Genomic DNA, 15,748 nt, shown 5'->3' with positions numbered 1-15,748 from the left:
GGCTCAGCATCAGCCGGGCCTTCGACAGCGATAGACCGGTGGCTTAGCTGCGCGGCTTGAGGCTCTCCGGGTCGTAGAGCGGCTTGTAGCCGACGGCGGCGACCTCGACCGGATAGGTCTCGCCGAAATATTCGACGTTAAGCTTGCGGCCCTCCTGGGCGAAGGCCCAGGGCAGGTAGGCGAGCGCGATGTTCTTGCCGATCGTCGGGCCGTAGGCGACCGACGTGGTGAAGGAACGGCGGCCAAGTTCGTCGACCAGCGTCTCGCCGGTCGCCGGGTCCAGCACCGGCATGATACCGACCGGATAGCGGGCGACGCCCTTGGCATCCTTGTTGTCGGTCATCACCAGCGTGCACAGGATGGCCGGCTGGTGCTCGCGGGCGCGATATTCGACATGCTTGGCCTTGCCGCAGAAATCGTTGTCCTTGACCTTCGGACGCGCCAGATCGGCCTCGAGCAGATTGTACTCGGTGAGCAGATCGGCATTCTGCAGTCGCAGGCTTTTTTCCATGCGGCGCGTGTTGGCATAGGTCTCGACGCCGAACGGCATGACGCCGGTGGAGCGCAGCGCATCCCAGACGGCGAGCCCGTCCTCGTAGCGCATATGCAATTCCCAGCCCTGCTCGCCGACATAGGAGATGCGGAAGGCAGTGACATCCTTGCCGCCAATCCTGATCGGCTTGATCGCGGCGAAGGGGAAATTCTCGAGCGAAAGCCCGTCCGGATTCTCGACCACCTTCTGCAAGGTCGTGCGCGCGTTCGGCCCCCAGATGCCGATGGTGACGTATTTCTCGGTAACGTCGGTGACGGTGGCGTCAAAACCTTTGTCCTGCGCGGTGCGCTGCATATAGCGAAAGTCGCGCGGCCCGGCGTCGGCGCCGTCGATGACGCGGCAGCGGTCGGCCATGCGGATGACGGTGAAGTCGGCGCGCACCATGCCTTCCTCGTCGAGGAAGTGGGTGTAGATGCCTTTGCCGATATTGTTGTCGCCGCCGATCTTGGCCGCGCAGAGCCATTCCAGCAGCGCGACATGGTCGGGTCCTTCGACGTCATACATCGAGAAATGCGACAGGTTGACGATCCCGCAATCCTCGCTCATCGCCAGATGCTCGGCATTGGAGACGCGCCAGAAATGGCGGTTGTCCCACTCGTTCTCACGCACGGGAACCCGATTGCCATACTTCTCGAGCAGATGCTCGTTGGCGGCATAGCCATGGGCGCGCTCCCAGCCGCCGAGTTCCATGAAATAGCCGCCCAATTCCTTCTCGCGCTCCCAGAACGGCGAGCGGCGGATGTTGCGGCCCTTGGAGAAGGGTTCGCGCGGATGCACAGCAGGATTGTAGACTTTCATCGCCGTCTCGGTGCAGCGATCCCAGATGAACTGCTCCTGCGTCTGATGCGGGTAGAAGCGCGCATAGTCGATGGCGTGATGGTCGATTTCGGTGCGGCCGTCGGTCATCCAGTCGGCGATCAGCTTGCCCATGCCCGGGCCGTCCTTGACCCAGATGGCGACGGCATACCACAGGCCTCTCACCTTCTGGCTTTCGCCCATGGACGGGCCGCCATCGGTGGTCACCTGCAACAGGCCGTTGAAGGAATGGCCCTCATTGTAGCCGAGCTCGCCCAGGATCGGCGTCAGCTCCATGGCGCGCTCCAGCGGCGCCATGATCTGCTCCATGTCGAGATCGCGCTGCGACGGCGACAGCCGCGCCTGATCCTTTTCGAGCAGGTCGCGCGGATGGCAAAGGCGCGGATTGGTCTCTTCGTAATAGCCCCACTCGATCTGCCCGCCCTCGGCGGTCTTCGGGTCGCCGGTATCGCGCATATAGGCCGAGTTGCCCTGGTCGCGCAGCAGCGGCCAGCCGATCTCCTTGCCGGTGCCGGCGAACTCATTGTAGGGGCCGAAGAAGGTCAGTGGATGGTCGATCGGCATCACCGGCAGGTCCTCGCCGACCAGCGCCGCGGTCAAACGGCCCCAGATGCCGGTGCAGACCACGACATAGTCGGCCTCGATCGTGCCGCGCTCCGTCACCACGCCCTTGATGCGCCCGTTCTCGACGATGAGCGACTTGGCCGAGGTGTTGGCGAAAGCCTTGAGCTTGCCGGAGGCCTCGCCCTGGTCGACCAGCTTGCCGGCCACCGTCTGCGAGCGCGGAATGACGAGGCCGGCGTCCGGGTCCCACAGGCCGCCCTGCACCAGGTGCTCCTCGATCAGCGGGAATTTTTCCTTGATCTCGGCCGGTTCGATCAGCCGCGCGCGCGTGCCAAAGGCCTTGGCCGAAGCAATCTTGCGCCTGATTTCTTCCATGCGGCTGTCGTCGCCGACGCGCGCCACCTCGAGGCCACCGACGCGGGCGTAGTGACCCATCTTCTCGTAGAAATCGATGGAGTAGAGCGTCGTCCAGCAGGACAGGAAATCGTGGCTGGTCGTATAGCAGAAGTCCGAGGCGTGCGCCGTCGAGCCGATGTCGGTCGGGATGCCGGACTTGTCGATGCCGACGATATCGTCCCAGCCGCGCTCGATCAGGTGATGGGCGACCGACGCGCCGACAATACCGCCCAGGCCAACGATGACGACCTTCGCCTTTTTCGGAAACTCTGCCATTGCCCGCGACTCCAAAGGGATGGACGGGCGCCTTTGCGCGCCCTTCGAATGGCGCACAATATGCAGAGGACGTCGACCGAGCTACCGCCTGTTTGCGACACGTCGCAGGTACGGCGCGACCCGTCGCGCCGCTCGGTCATCCAGGGCCGATTCAGGCGAAAGCCCAGATGTCCTCGGCCTGGAAGCCGACCTGATAGCCGGCGGTCTTGAGTTTGACCACGACCTGGCCGATCTCGGCGGCCGGCAACGCGCCGACCTCGATCTTGATCATGCCGGGGCGGTAGCGCTGCAGATCGAGCTGCTCGAACACAATCCAGTCGGCGCCCTCGCAGTCGACCAGGAAAGCATCGATATGGTCGATCCCGTTGCGATCGAGCAGCGTCCGCAGCGTCTCCGACGGCACCTCGATGTCCTTCAGATGCGGCGCGAATTTGTTGAAATTGGCATCCGCCTCACCCCAGGCATTCTTGCCCGACATCAGATTGGTGTCGGTGACCGAGGAGCAGCCGATAAACTCGATCGGCAGCGTGCCGGCCTCGAGCGCGGCGGCGTCGAAAGTGTGCACGGTGATCGTGCCTTTGATCCGGGTCACCGCCACCGGCTCGATGACGAAGCGGCTTGCATCCGGATAATTGGCGCGCAGCCGCTTCTGGTTATAGGGGATCGGCTCGACCAGCATGGCGCGAGCGCCGCGAATGCTGTGCAGCCACGGCGTCACGTCGTCGAACAGCGCGCCGTCGCAGGCGCCGACATTGACCATCTGGAACGGCCGGCCCTTGCCACTGAAGCGGGCCTTCAACGCGGCTTTGGCGAGGAACTTGGTGCCATGCAGCGAGGGTCCACGGTCAAGCAGGCCGGCGGGCAGGCCGAGTGAGAGCAGGATGCGCGCCAAGCTGGAAACCGAACTCATGACTTGTCTCCGGAAATGACCTGCAGCGCGACGCGCCGGCCTGCCTGGCTTGCCGATGCCCACAACGCCGTCAGCGGCGCGATGAGCAAAAGGAAGGGCGGCAGAAGGTTGGGGAAGTAGATGCGGGTGTCGTGGATCGGGAAGACGGTGAATTTCGCCAGCACGCCGAGCACGAGCGCCGCAAGCAGGATGCCGGCGCGGCGCTCGATCCGGAAACCGGCGCGATCGAGCCCGAACCAGCCGGCCAGAGCCAGCACCGAGACGCCGACCCAGCTGTTGACGGTGACCGCGCGCACGACCGAGGCGGCGAAAGCCTTGAGATAGGCCGTCACCGAGAGTGGCGGCTCGAACCCGTCCATATTGTAGTGCTGCTCGATGCTGGAAAACCAGAGATGCGGCCACCAGCCGGGATGCTGCGCCCAATGCGAGATGGCGAAATAGGCAACGAACGAGGCTGCGAAACCGGCCAGCGCGCCCCAGGCTTTCTGACGGAAAGCAACGAGCAAGACAGCGAAGATGGCCAGGAAGACGATGTTGTCCGGCCGCGCCATAAAGGCCAGGAAAAGCAGGATCGCGGTTGCCGCCTCGCGTTTGCGCATATAGGCGAACAGCCCGCCAAGGAACAGCGCCGAGCACAACAGGTCGGGCGTCGAGGCGCGCGCGGCGTCGCCGAAATCGGCCATGATCAGCACGGCGCCAACGACCGGCGCCAGCGCCAGCGCGCCTTCGGCGCGCAGCCAGGCGAGCGTGATGGCGCCGAACAGCAGCACCGAGAACACCTGCACCAGCCGCATCGCCTCGACCGGCGAGACGACATGGCTGAGGCCGGACAGGATCTCGGCGTAGAGGAACTTGATGCGGTACATGCCGAGCAGCGAATGGAAGTCGACGGCATTGTCCGTCATGTGGCTGCGGAAACCGCCGTCGTCATCGGTCAACGTTTTATAGTCGCCCGCCGACACACCGGCCTTGACCGTGCTGTAGGCATAGTCGTGAAGCGCCTGCGCATCCGGATGCGTGCCCTCCTCCGCAATCGCCAGATAGGGAAGCATGTCCCAATTGGCGTCGGGCATGAACCAGGCCGTAGAAGCGGTGAGCAGGATGTAGAGCGAAAACGCAATCGCGCCGATGGACGCCGCCCATCGCGCATAAGTCTCCTCGCCCCGGGCGAGACCGGCCGACGTAAGCCGTTCCAGCGGGTTTTGCGGAGCAGGAGACTTGGTCAGCATCCTCAGCGAACCTGGCTTTTCACGAAATCCTTCACGATCGCCACGATGCCGCGCGACAATAGGCTGTCGAAGGCGTCGACGAAGCGGTCGACATGCTCGCGCTGGCAGATCAGCGGCGGCTCCAGACGGATGACGTTGCGGTTGTATTCGGTGAAGGCGACGAGCACGTCATAGTCGCGCAACAGAAGCGAACCGACGAAGCCAGACAGCGAACCCTTCAGCTTGTCGTCGAGCACGCTGACGATCGGCCGCAGCACCATCGGCAAGGTCTGCGAGAAGTCGTGGAATTCGAGCCCGACCATGAAGCCCCGGCCGCGCACGTCCTTGATGATCTTCGGGTATTTTTCCTTCAGCGCCTGCAGGCGCTGCAGAAGGTAGTCGCCGGTCAAGGCGGCATTGTCGATCAGCCCGTCATCATAGAGCACGTTGATGCCTTCGATCGCGGTAACACAGGCCTCGCCCATGCCGCCAAACGTCGCCATGGCGTGGATCATCGCCGTCTTCGGCGTGCCATAGGCCTTCATGTAGACGTCGCGCTTGGCGATCATGGCGCCGACCGCGGCCTTGCCGGCGCCCAGCGACTTTGCCAGCGCCGTCACGTCCGGCACCACGCCATAGTGTTCGAAGGCATAGAAGCGGCCGGAGCGGCCATAGCCGCACTGCACTTCGTCGGCCACCCACAACACGCCATGCCGGTCGCAGAGCGCGCGCAGCTTCTGCCAGTACTGCGCCTCTGCCTGGATGATGCCGCCGCCGCCCTGGATGGTTTCGAGCACGATGACGCCGATCTCGGGATCGCTCATGAACAGTCGCTCGACGGCGTCAATGTCACCGAACGGAACGCGCACGACATTGTCCGCCACCTTGAAGTCGGCGCGATAGAGCTGGCCGTCGGTGATCGCCAGCACGCCCTTAGTCTTGCCATGGAAGGAATTCTCGGCATAGACCACCTTCGGCCGCTTCGGGCCGGCGGCGCGCTCGGCGAGCTTCACCGCCGCTTCCATGGCTTCCGAGCCGGAAGAGCCCAAAAACACCATGTCGAGCTCGCCAGGCGAGCATTTGGCGATGTTGTGCGCGAGTGCTGCCGCATATTGCGACATGAAGGCAATGGCGATTTCCTGGCGCTTCTCCTCCTGGAATTTTTTCCTGGCTTCCAGGATGCGCGGGTGGTTGTGGCCGAAGGCCAGCGAACCGAAGCCGCCGAAGAAGTCGAGGATCTTGCGGCCGTTCTGGTCGATGTAGAACATGCCTTCGGCGCGCTCGATCTTGATCTTGTGGAAGCCGAGCAGCTTCATGAAATGCAGCTGGCCAGGATTGAGATGCGCCTTGAACAGGTCGGTGATGCGGGCGACATCCATCGCCTTGGCCTGTTCGACGCTGATCAAATCGGGCTTGGCTATTGTGGCGGGCGACAGCGCCGGCGCATCGACCAGCGTGCGCGCGTTCGTCTGTTCCGGCTTGGCCATGACGGTCATCTGAAAAATCTCCCTACGTCGCCTTATTCGGCAGGAACGTGTTTGGTGGCGACGGCGTGGCCGTCCTTCTTGGCGCGGTATTCGCTGTAGGCGGCAATCAGCATGTCCTCGTCACGATATTGCGGCACCCAGCCTCAGCTGGCGCTCGGCCTTGGACACGTCGAGCACGCATTCCTCGTCGGCAATCAGATATTGTTCCGGATCCATGATCGGCATGTTCATGAGGTCGAGCAGGTCGAGCGTACGCTTGACCGCCCAGCCCGGCGTCGGAATGAGCAGCGACTTGGAACCGGCATGACGGATCAGGTCACCCAGTAGTTTCCTGACCGGCGGCGGGTTGAGCGAGCCGAGATTATAGGCCTCGTTCGGCACGCCTGCCTTCCAAGCCGCGCGGGCGGCCTCGGCGCAGTCGAACACCGAGATGAACTGATAGGGATTTCGGCCCGAGCCGATCATCGGCACCGGCAGGTTCCAGTCGATCAGCTTGAACAGTTTTTCGAGGATGCCGAGCCGGCCGGGTCCAATGATCAGGCGCGGACGGAACAGTGAGATCGACATGCCGCGCGTGCGCCATTCGGCGGCAAGTTCCTCGGTCTTCTGCTTCGACCAACCATATTCGCCGAGCGGCGCGACAGGGTGCTCCTCGGTCATCGGCATCGTCACCGTGTGGCCGTAGATCATGTCGGTCGTGTAGTGGACGAGCCTCGGTGCGCCGGCCTTGTCCATGGCCCGCATGATGTGTTCGGTGCCGTGGAAATTCACCGGAAAGAAGAAATCATGGCGCTTGGCGCGCACCTGGATCGGCGACAGCATTTTCGCCGACAGATTGTAGACCATGTCGTCGGCCTTGAGCCCAACCGTGGCCACCGAGGCCGGATCGGTGACATCGCAGGTGACGAACCGCATCGAGCGGTAATGCGGCAGGTCGCTCTTGACGATGTCGGCGACGACGACTTCCTCGCCATCGGCAACGAGCTTGGGGGCAAGGTGACGGCCGACGAAACCGTCACCGCCGAAAATCACATGTCTCATCGGACGATCTCGTTTGCTTGGATTTTGTCGGACGCGATGGAGGCGGTCTGGTCCTCATGTCCGCGGCCGCTTTGCGCTATCAGCACGGTGCCGACGCAGATGCAGGCGATGCCGGCGATGCGCCAGCCATTGAGGTCCTCGCGGAAGACGAAATAGGCGAAGATCGCGACCGCGACATAGGCGAGGCTGAGGAACGGATAGGCGAAGCTGAGCTCGACCTTGGACAGCACATAGAGGTGCGACGCCATCGAGATGACGAAGGTGCACAGCCCCAGGAACACCCACGGGCTGAACACGATCTGCAACAGCTTCATGAGCGGGTTGGTGCCTTCGAACGAAATCGGACCAAGCGACATCATGCCTTGCTTCAGCATCAGCTGCGCCGCGGCATTGGTCATAACCGTAAAGAGAATGAAGACGATGTATTTCATGTGCGCCACCCTGCCCCGCGGTCGTCCTACTACTAACCTGCAAACATTTCGTGAAGTCACAAGAACATATTGAGTAAACCATGGCTTTAACACTTAATTTACCACGATTTATTCAAATTCTATCTATTCCGCGGCTTCCGCATTCCTTCGTCCGATATCCAGCTTTTTTGCCGTGCGTGCCCAGAAACTCGACAGGAAAGCCGGGTCGCGAAACGCCTCCAGGCGCTGCCATTGCGGGAACGACGCAGCGAAGGTTTCGGGCGGCATGCGGGCATCCTTGTAAGGATTGACCGCCCCGCCGGCTTCGACCGCGATGCGGTCGAGCTCGGCCAGCAGCCGCAGCGTTTTCTCGCCCTTGTTGGGAAAATCCAGCGTCAGCGTGTAGCCGGGCCGCGGGAATGACAGCAGCGCCGGCGAGCGAATGTCGCCGAAACGCTTCAGGACGGTCAGGAAGGAGCCTTGCCCTGCCCGTCTCGCGGCTTCCAGCAACGTCGGCACGGCATGGCGCGCGGCGGCCTCCGGCACCACGCTCTGGTGCTGGAACAGGCCGCGCGGTCCATAGAGCCGGTTCCAGTCGCTCAGGCCATCGAGCGGGAAAAAGAAGCCTTGATAGCCGGCCTGGCGTGGGGCCGCTGACCGGCCTTTCGCCCAGCGATAGGCCGCATTGAAAGCGGTCAGGAACGGCCGGTTGAGCACGTTGAAGGGCGGCTGCACCGGCACGGACAGCCGGTTGCCAGCGCGCGCGGCGGCGTGTGAGCCGTGCTCGGCGTGGTTGCCGGTGAACAGAAGGCCTCGGCCTCGCCCGTGGCCGCCGGCGAGTTGGTCGATCCAGGCGACGGCATATTCGTTGGCCTGGTCCGCGGCTTCGGCAAGTTCGAAGAACTCGCCGAGATCGCGAAACCGTGTCGCCTTCTCGATTATGTCGAGCGACGGCACGCGCATCAGCCGGATCGAAGCCGACAGGATCAGCCCGGTCAGGCCCATGCCGCCGATCGTCGCCCTGAACAATTGACTGTTCTCGGTTTGCGAGCAGCGATGGATGCGGCCGTCGGACCTCAGCAACATGAACGCCTCGACATGGCAGCCGAACGTGCCGCGCCGATGGTGGTTCTTACCGTGAACGTCGTTGGCTATGGCGCCGCCGAGCGTGACGAACTGCGTGCCTGGAACCACGGCGGGAAAGAAACCGTAGGGCGCGGCATGCGCGATGATATCGCAAAGCAGCGCGCCGGCTTCCGCCTCGAGCACGCCGGTCTCGGCATTGAAGGACCGGATGCGGTCGAGCGGCCGCATGTCGACCACCGTGCCGGCATCGTTCTGGCAACTGTCGCCATAGGAGCGTCCGTTGCCGTAGCCGAGCAGCGAGCCCGGCCTGGCGGCGCCGCTCTTCAGCAGCGCGATCGCCTCGTCAGCCGAAATCGCCTGGCGCGCCGGCGGCGTCGCCAGCCCGAAGCTGCCGAAGCGCTTGGCGTCCATCACCAGCCCCCGATGACGAGAAACACCGCGCCGATGGCGACGACGATCTGGCTGCGCCAGTCGCGAATGATGAAGACGACGGGATCGTCATGCATCTCGTCGCGTCGGGCAAGGATCCACACGCGCATGGTAAGGTAGAGCACGATCGGCGCCAGCGGCCATATCAGCCATGGATGCGGATAGAGCTCGCGCACAGCCGGGCTGTCCATGTAGAGCGCCAGCACCAGCGCCGAAGAGAACGCCGAAGCCATGCCCGCCTGCGCGACGATCTCCTGGTCTTCGGTGCGATAGCCACGGCCGGCGATGCGCTCGCCCGGCGGAATGGCGGTGGTGCGCAGTTCGACGAAGCGCTTCACCAGCGCCAGCGACAGGAAGAAGAAAATCGAGAAGGCAAGCAGCCAGAACGACACGTCGACGCCGGTGGCGGCAGCGCCCGCCAGCACGCGGATCGTGTAGAGGCCGGCGAGCGTCAGCACATCGACCAGAAGCATGCGCTTGAACGACAGCGAGTAGGCGGTGGTGACGGCCATATAGCCGGCAAGCACACCGAGGAATTCGATCGGCAGGAACAGGCCGGCGGCGATCCCGATGGCGAGCAGCACGGCAATCGCACCAAGGCCGAGGGGGATCGACAGCGCGCCGCTGGCGAAAGGCCGGTTGCGTTTTGTCGGATGCTTGCGGTCGAGCGCCAGGTCGAAAAAATCATTGACGATGTAGATGGCCGATGCCACCGCGCTGAAGGACACGAACGCCAGCAGGCACTGCCAGATCATGTTGGCGTTGAAATATTCGTGCGACAGCACCATCGGCACGGCGATCAGCGAATTCTTCAGCCACTGATGCACGCGCAGCATCTTGATATAGATCTTGAGCGTCCGCTTCGGCGCCGGCATGGCTTCGGCACCATGCGCCGCCTGCCAGCGCCGGGCGCTGCGATCGGGGGCGACGACAATAGAGCTGCGCGCGGCGTCGAACACTTTGAGATCGTGGCGGCTGTTGCCGGCATAATCGAAGCCGGCATCGCCATAGGCGGCAATCAGCGCGGCGCGCTTCCTGCCCGAGGTCATGTTGTGCGGCCCGTCGGTCGCCAGCACGCGGTCGAAGATGCCGAGATGTGCGGCGATCGCTTCAGCGAATTTGCGCGGCGTTCCCGTCGCCAGGACGATCTGGCGTCCCTCCTGGTGCTCGACCCGCAACCGGTCGAGCAGGTCCTGGCGATAAGGCAGCGAGGCCGGATCGATGTCGACGCGTTTGGCGATTTCCTGCTTCAGCCGGGGCGGACCGCCGGCCAGCCAGAACGGCACCAGAAAGAGATAGAGCGGATTCTTCTTGAGCAGGATGAACAGGCCTTCCCACAGAAGGTCCGTTGTAATCAGCGTGCCGTCGAGATCGACCGCAAGAGGAATTGCGTTCCTGTCCGACCGCGCGTCCATTGTCCTGCCCTGCTCGGGCGATGACCCATTTCGCAATGGGTCATCGCCACCAAGATCCGCGCCGTGTTTCGGCATCTTCGCATCGGATATAACGGGGGATGGCGCAGCGAACGTTAAAACGCCCGGTTGCAGCGGGTGGTCATACCGGTTTTTCAGGCGTCATCGTTAAGCGTCGGCTACCGGAAACGATAAAAGGCCGGACATCCGCCCGGCCTTTTGCCAATCATGCGACGACGATTACTTGATGCGGGCGGCGCCGCCCGAAATCTCGACCGTTTCCGAACCGGTCAGCGCTTCGAGGTCGCCATTCGGCAAGGTGACGAAGCAGCCATTCGAGCAGAATTCCACCGTCTCGCCGGCGCCGAGCGTGATCTCGCTCTTGGCGCCGCCTTCGGTCACGATCAGGGTCCGCGTCTGAGCATCCCTGTTGATCGCGCTGGCGGCGAAAGCCGAACCGCCCAGAGCCAGCAAAGCGATGGCGGCAACGACAGACTTCCACATTGCATTTCCGGTGCTTTCACACCGCCTCTGTTCAAATTTGCAAGGCATTCTCGCCCTTTGCATCGGAGCTTATATGAGATGTTACCTGAACCGCAACTGAATGCCGTATTCATGCCACAATCGGTTTCGTCCTCCACACCCTGTTAAATTCGGGCGGCGGACCCGATATGATACGGGCACGTTACAGGTGAGGTCAGCACAGTGCCCGGCACATGGCTTGAAACGATCGGCGTCGAAGTCGAGCGGCGGGATATCACGGCCGGCCTGAACTATTATGTGCCCGCATCGCCCTATCATCGTCTCGGCATGCATGTCGGGCCGCCCGTCAACGCCTCATGCCGTTGCGACGACAGGCATCACCGGCGTGTCCAGGCGCATGGCGATATCGACATCGTGCCTGCCGGCTTGGATGGCAATTGGCAGGATGATGCGGACTGCACCGTCCTGCGCCTGTGGGTCAATCCGGCCCTGGTCCGGCGGGCCGCGCTGGATCTGGAGCTCGATCCGGACCGGATCGTCGTCGAACCGCAGTTCCAGCGCCGCGATCCGAGGATCGAGCATATAGCCTTGGCGCTCGCGAGCGGACTGAACCCCGAGGTGCCGTCGGATCGACTCTATTGCGAAAGCCTGGCAAGGGCGCTGGGCGTGCAACTGATCAATGGCGCGGCCATTAGAAAGCTGCCTTCCGGACAAATGCTGTCGTCCGGCCAGAAGCGCAGATTGCGGGAATTCGTCGAGGCCAATCTCGACCAGGAGCTTTCCCTCGATGATCTGGCGGAGGTCGCGGCGATCAGCGTCTCGCATCTGAAGGATTTGTTTCGCCGCAGCTTCGGCATGCCGGCGCACCAATATGTCATCCAGCGCCGTGTCGAGCGCGCCAGGCTGTTGCTTGGCGAGAGCAAGATGCCGCTCAGCCAGATTGCATTGGAAGCAGGCTTTGCCCACCAAAGCCACATGGCCCGCAGCATGAAGCGCGTGCTGGGCGTGACGCCTGCGGCGCTCGCTCGTCTGCAGCGATAGAGCATGATGCCGAAAAGTGTGGAGCGGTTTTCGGACGACATCATGCTCCATTGATCTAGCCGCTACAAAATCATCGTCCTTTTGTGCGCGCCGCCGTCCTTCCCGGTGCGACGCGCGCTCGCATATCGGGCATCCAGCGCTCCTACATCGACAGGAGAATGAAGATGTTCGTGATCATGGGCGCCACAGGTAAAATCGGACGGGCGACAGTCGGCGCGCTGCGCCAGAACAACCTCCCGGTCAGGGCCGTCGTTCGCAACCCCTCGACGGCTGACGAACTCCGCACGATCGGTTGCGACATAGCCGTCGCCGATTTCGCGGACATGCCGGCGCTGGTGCAGGCAATGAGAGGCGCCTCGGCTGTGCAGGTGATCTGCCCCACCCTCGTCAGGGCGCAAGATGCGTTGTCCCAGATGAAAGCGACGACCGACACGATCGTCGAGGCGCTGGCGCAGGCCCGCCCAGCCCATGTCCTGGCGATCTCCGATTACGGCGCCCAACTGCCGACCGGCACCGGCATCACGCTCGCCTTCCACCATCTCGAAGCGCGATTGAAGACACTGCCGGCGTCGCTGACCTTGCTGCGCTCGGCCGAGCACATGCAGAACTGGGGCCGCAGCACCGGCCGGGCGCTGCAGACCGGCATCCTCGGCAGCCTGCATCATCCTCTTTCCAAGTCGTTCCCGACCGTCTCGGCGGGCGATGTCGGGCTGATCGCCGCCGATCTGCTCATGTCCGGCGCAGGCAAGGCGCCACGCATCGTCCATGCCGAGGGACCTCGGCGCTACAGCGTGTTCGACGTAGCCGAGGCGTTGAGCGTGACCAGCGGCCGTAAAATCGTTGCCCGCGAGGCGCCAAGACAGGACTGGATTGCGATTTTGACCGCCGGCGGCATGAGCGCGAGCTATGCGCAGCTTGTAGCCGACCTGTTCGATGCCCACAACGCCGGCCGTATCGATGCCGAGCAAGGCGCCGGCGAGATCAGAAAGGGCAAGACGGAGCTTTCGGTGGTCCTGTCGGCGCTGGTTCCACCAAGCGAACAAGCGTCGCTCGAGGCTTAACTAGGATCGGGCTTGCGGCCTTTGCGTTTCAGCCTGGCAAGCCGGGCCTGCTCGGCCGCCGCCTCCGCCTCAAGCCGCTGGCGCTCGGCAAATTCGGCCTCGATCTTGTCGTCGTCGATCGGCCAGGCCTCGTGCTTCTTGGTCTCGACGACGGCGCGCGGCGTCGACGGGATCTCGATGTGCTCGTCCTCGAAAACATCGAAGATGGCGAAACGGATGTCGTTCTGGACGATGCTGCCGTTCATGATGTCGGCCACGAACACGCGGATCTCGAATTCGAGCGCGGCGGCGCCGAAATTGGCGAACAGCACGAAGGGCTCGGGATTTTTCAGCACCATCGGGTGGGCGCGCGCGATATCGGCCAGGATCGCATGGACGCGCTTGACGTCGCTGCCATAGGCGACGCCGACCTTGATGTCTACGCGGCCGAGCTTGTTGCGATGCGTCCAGTTGCCGACCGCATTATTGATGAGGTTCGAATTGGGCAGGATCACCGACTGACGCTGGAATGTCTCGATCTCGGTGGCGCGCACGCTGATCTTCTTCACCGTACCGCTGGTGTCGCCGGCGATGATCCAGTCGCCGACCTTGAACGGCCGCTCGGCGAGCAGGATGAGGCCGGAGACGAAGTTCGAGACGACATTCTGCAGGCCAAAACCAATACCGAGTGACAGCGCGCCAGCCACCAGCGCAAGGTTTGAGAGATCGATGCCCGCGGCCGAAATGCCAACCAGCCCCGCGAGCGCGACCCCGGCGTAGCCGACGCCCAACCGAATCGAATTGCGCACACCGGTGTCGACCTTGCCGCGAGCCATCACCGAGCCGTCGAGCCAGCCCTGGAACCAGCGTGTCAGGAAATAGCCGATGATGAAGACGACGATGCCGGTGAGGATGCCAAGGAAGGAGATCGTCACCGAGCCGACCTGGACACCGGTGGCAAGCTTGTAGGCCCACGCCTCGATATCGCCGGGTTGGAACCCCCACATCAGGAGGATCAGCGGCAGGAAGACCAGCACGATCATCACGTTGATAGCGATGCTGACGACCAGGCCAAACTGGTCGAGCGCCGTATCCTCATAGCTGGAATTGGCCGAAAGCCAGCGCCCCGCTGTCGTGTCGGCGAAGCCGCCCTCCTCGCCGATCGCCCGCGCCGACAGGAAGCCGATATAGGCGGTAACCAGGATGGTGCCTGTAACCACCACCTGGAACGAGACGAAGAGCGCCAGACCGATATAGCCGAGCAACGCAGCGGCAATGGTGAACAGCCCGAGCCCGATGGAAAGGAAGCGAAGCCATGCAGGCCAAGGCCGCCATGAACCGTCCTTCGCCCTGAAAGGCCTGATCAAGCTCATCAGGATCAGGATGACGCCGACGATTATGGTGGCAACGAACCCCTGGCGATCGTCAACGAGAGCGGCGAGCCCATCTTTTCGTTTACGACCGAAAGGAAATAGTTGAGCCCCAGAACGATGGCCATGGCGGTGGTCAATCCGACCAGCCAGCGTGCCGGGCCGTTTGCGACCGGAATGAGCCGCCAGTTCGGCAGGCGTGGCTCCAATGCTGCATTGGTCAGCCTGTTGACGCAGAAAACCATGGCGATCACGGTAAGCAACGCGTTGAGGAATGTGCCGATGTCGCCACGCAAGACATTGTAATAATTGAAGAAGAAGACGGCGGAGGTGAAGAACGCGCCGAGTGCCACAGTTGGCAGCAGCGTCGACCAGAATGCCACCGAAAGCCGGCTAAGATAGGACGGCTCCTCAATGCTCGGGTCTGCCTCGAAAATACGGCCGAACAACCGTCTGCCGCCGATCAAAAGAACGGCGGCCAGCGCCAATGCCATCAAAGTTGCGGCAAGGATTGCCTGAAACTTGAACTTGAAAGCGAAGCTAAGCCATGAGCTGACCGCCTTGTAGAGACCGCTGAACTGGTCGTGCGCGTCCGAAAAGGCCTGCGGGCTCAGCGCGTCGGTCAGCTCGTATTGCTTGGTGATGACATTGCGGAAAAGCGCGCTGCGCATGGTCGCGATCTTGTCGACCAGCCCGTTGACACGGATCGACAGGTTCTGCGCGCTGGCGACGACCGCGTTGATCAGTGCCTTTTCGGAGGAGAGCGCGGCGCGCTCGCTGCTGACGACTTCCGGCTCCGGCGGCTGTCCTTGCGCCGGCGCCGGGCCGAGCACCTGGATACGGTTGTTGATATCGGTTAGCCGTTGACGGAACGCCAGCGCGCTGTTGAGCGCCGCCCGCGATATGTCTTCCAGCTGTAGGCGGATGTCGACGAGGCCGGCATCGTCCTGGCCGGGATCGTTCAGCTTCTTCTCCAGGCCATCGGTCCTGGTCGTCAGGTCCTGGATAACCTTGGTCTGGTCGGTGATGAGCTGGGAGGAGCCGTGGCCGATCGCCTGCGCCGAGGCGTCGAACGACGGCTGCGCCCATGCGGCGACGATCAGGACCAGGATCAGGCGTAGCAGTCGAAAGAACATGATTTTGTTGGCGACTCGCGGCCGGAAGACCTTCGAAATTTCCGCCCTTGATAAAGACCGCCATACCATGCGGCAAGCTGTTCCCGTTCA

General features: G+C 62.9%; 10 protein-coding genes and 2 pseudogenes. 2 read left to right on the top strand and 10 right to left on the bottom strand.

Annotated features, from left to right (window positions below):
* Positions 1–43: 43 nt before the first annotated feature.
* The 9 genes and pseudogenes from ACVDG8_RS32535 to ACVDG8_RS32495 all read right to left on the bottom strand — a co-directional run bounded on the left by ACVDG8_RS32535 (position 44) and on the right by ACVDG8_RS32495 (position 11,092).
* Complete coding sequence (locus ACVDG8_RS32535) at positions 44–2,605, bottom strand: GcvT family protein (RefSeq protein ID WP_447252132.1); 2,562 nt, start codon at positions 2,603–2,605, stop codon at positions 44–46.
* 151 nt (positions 2,606–2,756) lie between these two features.
* Positions 2,757–3,515 (bottom strand): FkbM family methyltransferase, encoded by a 759-nt coding sequence (locus ACVDG8_RS32530; RefSeq protein ID WP_447252131.1) that lies wholly within the window; start codon positions 3,513–3,515, stop codon positions 2,757–2,759.
* Complete coding sequence (locus ACVDG8_RS32525) at positions 3,512–4,744, bottom strand: hypothetical protein (RefSeq protein WP_447252130.1); 1,233 nt, start codon at positions 4,742–4,744, stop codon at positions 3,512–3,514. The genes ACVDG8_RS32530 and ACVDG8_RS32525 overlap by 4 nt, the downstream gene beginning before the upstream one ends.
* 2 nt (positions 4,745–4,746) lie before the next feature.
* Entirely contained in the window at positions 4,747–6,219 is a 1,473-nt protein-coding gene (locus ACVDG8_RS32520; protein WP_447252129.1) for an aspartate aminotransferase family protein, read from the bottom strand.
* A gap of 23 nt (positions 6,220–6,242) precedes the next feature.
* Positions 6,243–7,251: pseudogene (locus ACVDG8_RS32515) on the bottom strand (NAD-dependent epimerase/dehydratase family protein).
* The gene (locus ACVDG8_RS32510; protein WP_447252128.1) at positions 7,248–7,682 is read right to left on the bottom strand and encodes an EamA family transporter; all 435 of its coding nucleotides are present in this window, start codon (positions 7,680–7,682) and stop codon (positions 7,248–7,250) included. Before ACVDG8_RS32510 ends, ACVDG8_RS32515 begins: the two are co-directional and overlap by 4 nt.
* 123 nt (positions 7,683–7,805) lie before the next feature.
* The gene (locus ACVDG8_RS32505; RefSeq protein WP_447252127.1) at positions 7,806–9,158 is read right to left on the bottom strand and encodes an FAD-binding oxidoreductase; all 1,353 of its coding nucleotides are present in this window, start codon (positions 9,156–9,158) and stop codon (positions 7,806–7,808) included.
* Positions 9,158–10,591, bottom strand: coding sequence for a UbiA family prenyltransferase (locus ACVDG8_RS32500; RefSeq protein WP_447252126.1), 1,434 nt, complete (start codon positions 10,589–10,591; stop codon positions 9,158–9,160). The genes ACVDG8_RS32505 and ACVDG8_RS32500 overlap by 1 nt, the downstream gene beginning before the upstream one ends.
* A 237-nt stretch (positions 10,592–10,828) precedes the next feature.
* Positions 10,829–11,092: a hypothetical protein gene (locus ACVDG8_RS32495; RefSeq protein ID WP_447252125.1), complete on the bottom strand. Its 264-nt coding sequence runs from the start codon at positions 11,090–11,092 to the stop codon at positions 10,829–10,831.
* Between the two features lie 201 nt (positions 11,093–11,293).
* Between ACVDG8_RS32495 and ACVDG8_RS32490 the strand changes: the two genes are divergently transcribed.
* Positions 11,294–12,112, top strand: coding sequence for a helix-turn-helix domain-containing protein (locus ACVDG8_RS32490; RefSeq protein ID WP_447252124.1), 819 nt, complete (start codon positions 11,294–11,296; stop codon positions 12,110–12,112).
* Positions 12,113–12,276: 164 nt separating this feature from the next.
* Positions 12,277–13,173 (top strand): NAD(P)H-binding protein, encoded by an 897-nt coding sequence (locus tag ACVDG8_RS32485; protein ID WP_447252123.1) that lies wholly within the window; start codon positions 12,277–12,279, stop codon positions 13,171–13,173.
* On the opposite strand, the pseudogene ACVDG8_RS32480 reads toward ACVDG8_RS32485, so the two are convergent.
* Positions 13,170–15,658: pseudogene (locus ACVDG8_RS32480) on the bottom strand (mechanosensitive ion channel family protein). The gene ACVDG8_RS32485 and the pseudogene ACVDG8_RS32480 overlap by 4 nt on opposite strands.
* Between the last annotated feature and the right edge of the window lie 90 nt (positions 15,659–15,748).

It is taken from the genome of Mesorhizobium sp. ORM8.1, from assembly GCF_053005525.2.
The sequence above is the reverse complement of the archived record's forward strand: the minus strand, read 5'-3'. Positions and strand labels throughout refer to the sequence as shown.

Coding starts and splice junctions, on each gene's coding strand:
- ACVDG8_RS32535 (WP_447252132.1), bottom strand. CDS start 2,605: ATGGCAGAGTTTCCGAAAAAGGCGAAGGTCGTCATCGTTGGCCTGGGC.
- ACVDG8_RS32530 (WP_447252131.1), bottom strand. CDS start 3,515: ATGAGTTCGGTTTCCAGCTTGGCGCGCATCCTGCTCTCACTCGGCCTG.
- ACVDG8_RS32525 (WP_447252130.1), bottom strand. CDS start 4,744: ATGCTGACCAAGTCTCCTGCTCCGCAAAACCCGCTGGAACGGCTTACG.
- ACVDG8_RS32520 (WP_447252129.1), bottom strand. CDS start 6,219: ATGACCGTCATGGCCAAGCCGGAACAGACGAACGCGCGCACGCTGGTC.
- ACVDG8_RS32510 (WP_447252128.1), bottom strand. CDS start 7,682: ATGAAATACATCGTCTTCATTCTCTTTACGGTTATGACCAATGCCGCG.
- ACVDG8_RS32505 (WP_447252127.1), bottom strand. CDS start 9,158: ATGGACGCCAAGCGCTTCGGCAGCTTCGGGCTGGCGACGCCGCCGGCG.
- ACVDG8_RS32500 (WP_447252126.1), bottom strand. CDS start 10,591: ATGGACGCGCGGTCGGACAGGAACGCAATTCCTCTTGCGGTCGATCTC.
- ACVDG8_RS32495 (WP_447252125.1), bottom strand. CDS start 11,092: ATGTGGAAGTCTGTCGTTGCCGCCATCGCTTTGCTGGCTCTGGGCGGT.
- ACVDG8_RS32485 (WP_447252123.1), top strand. CDS start 12,277: ATGTTCGTGATCATGGGCGCCACAGGTAAAATCGGACGGGCGACAGTC.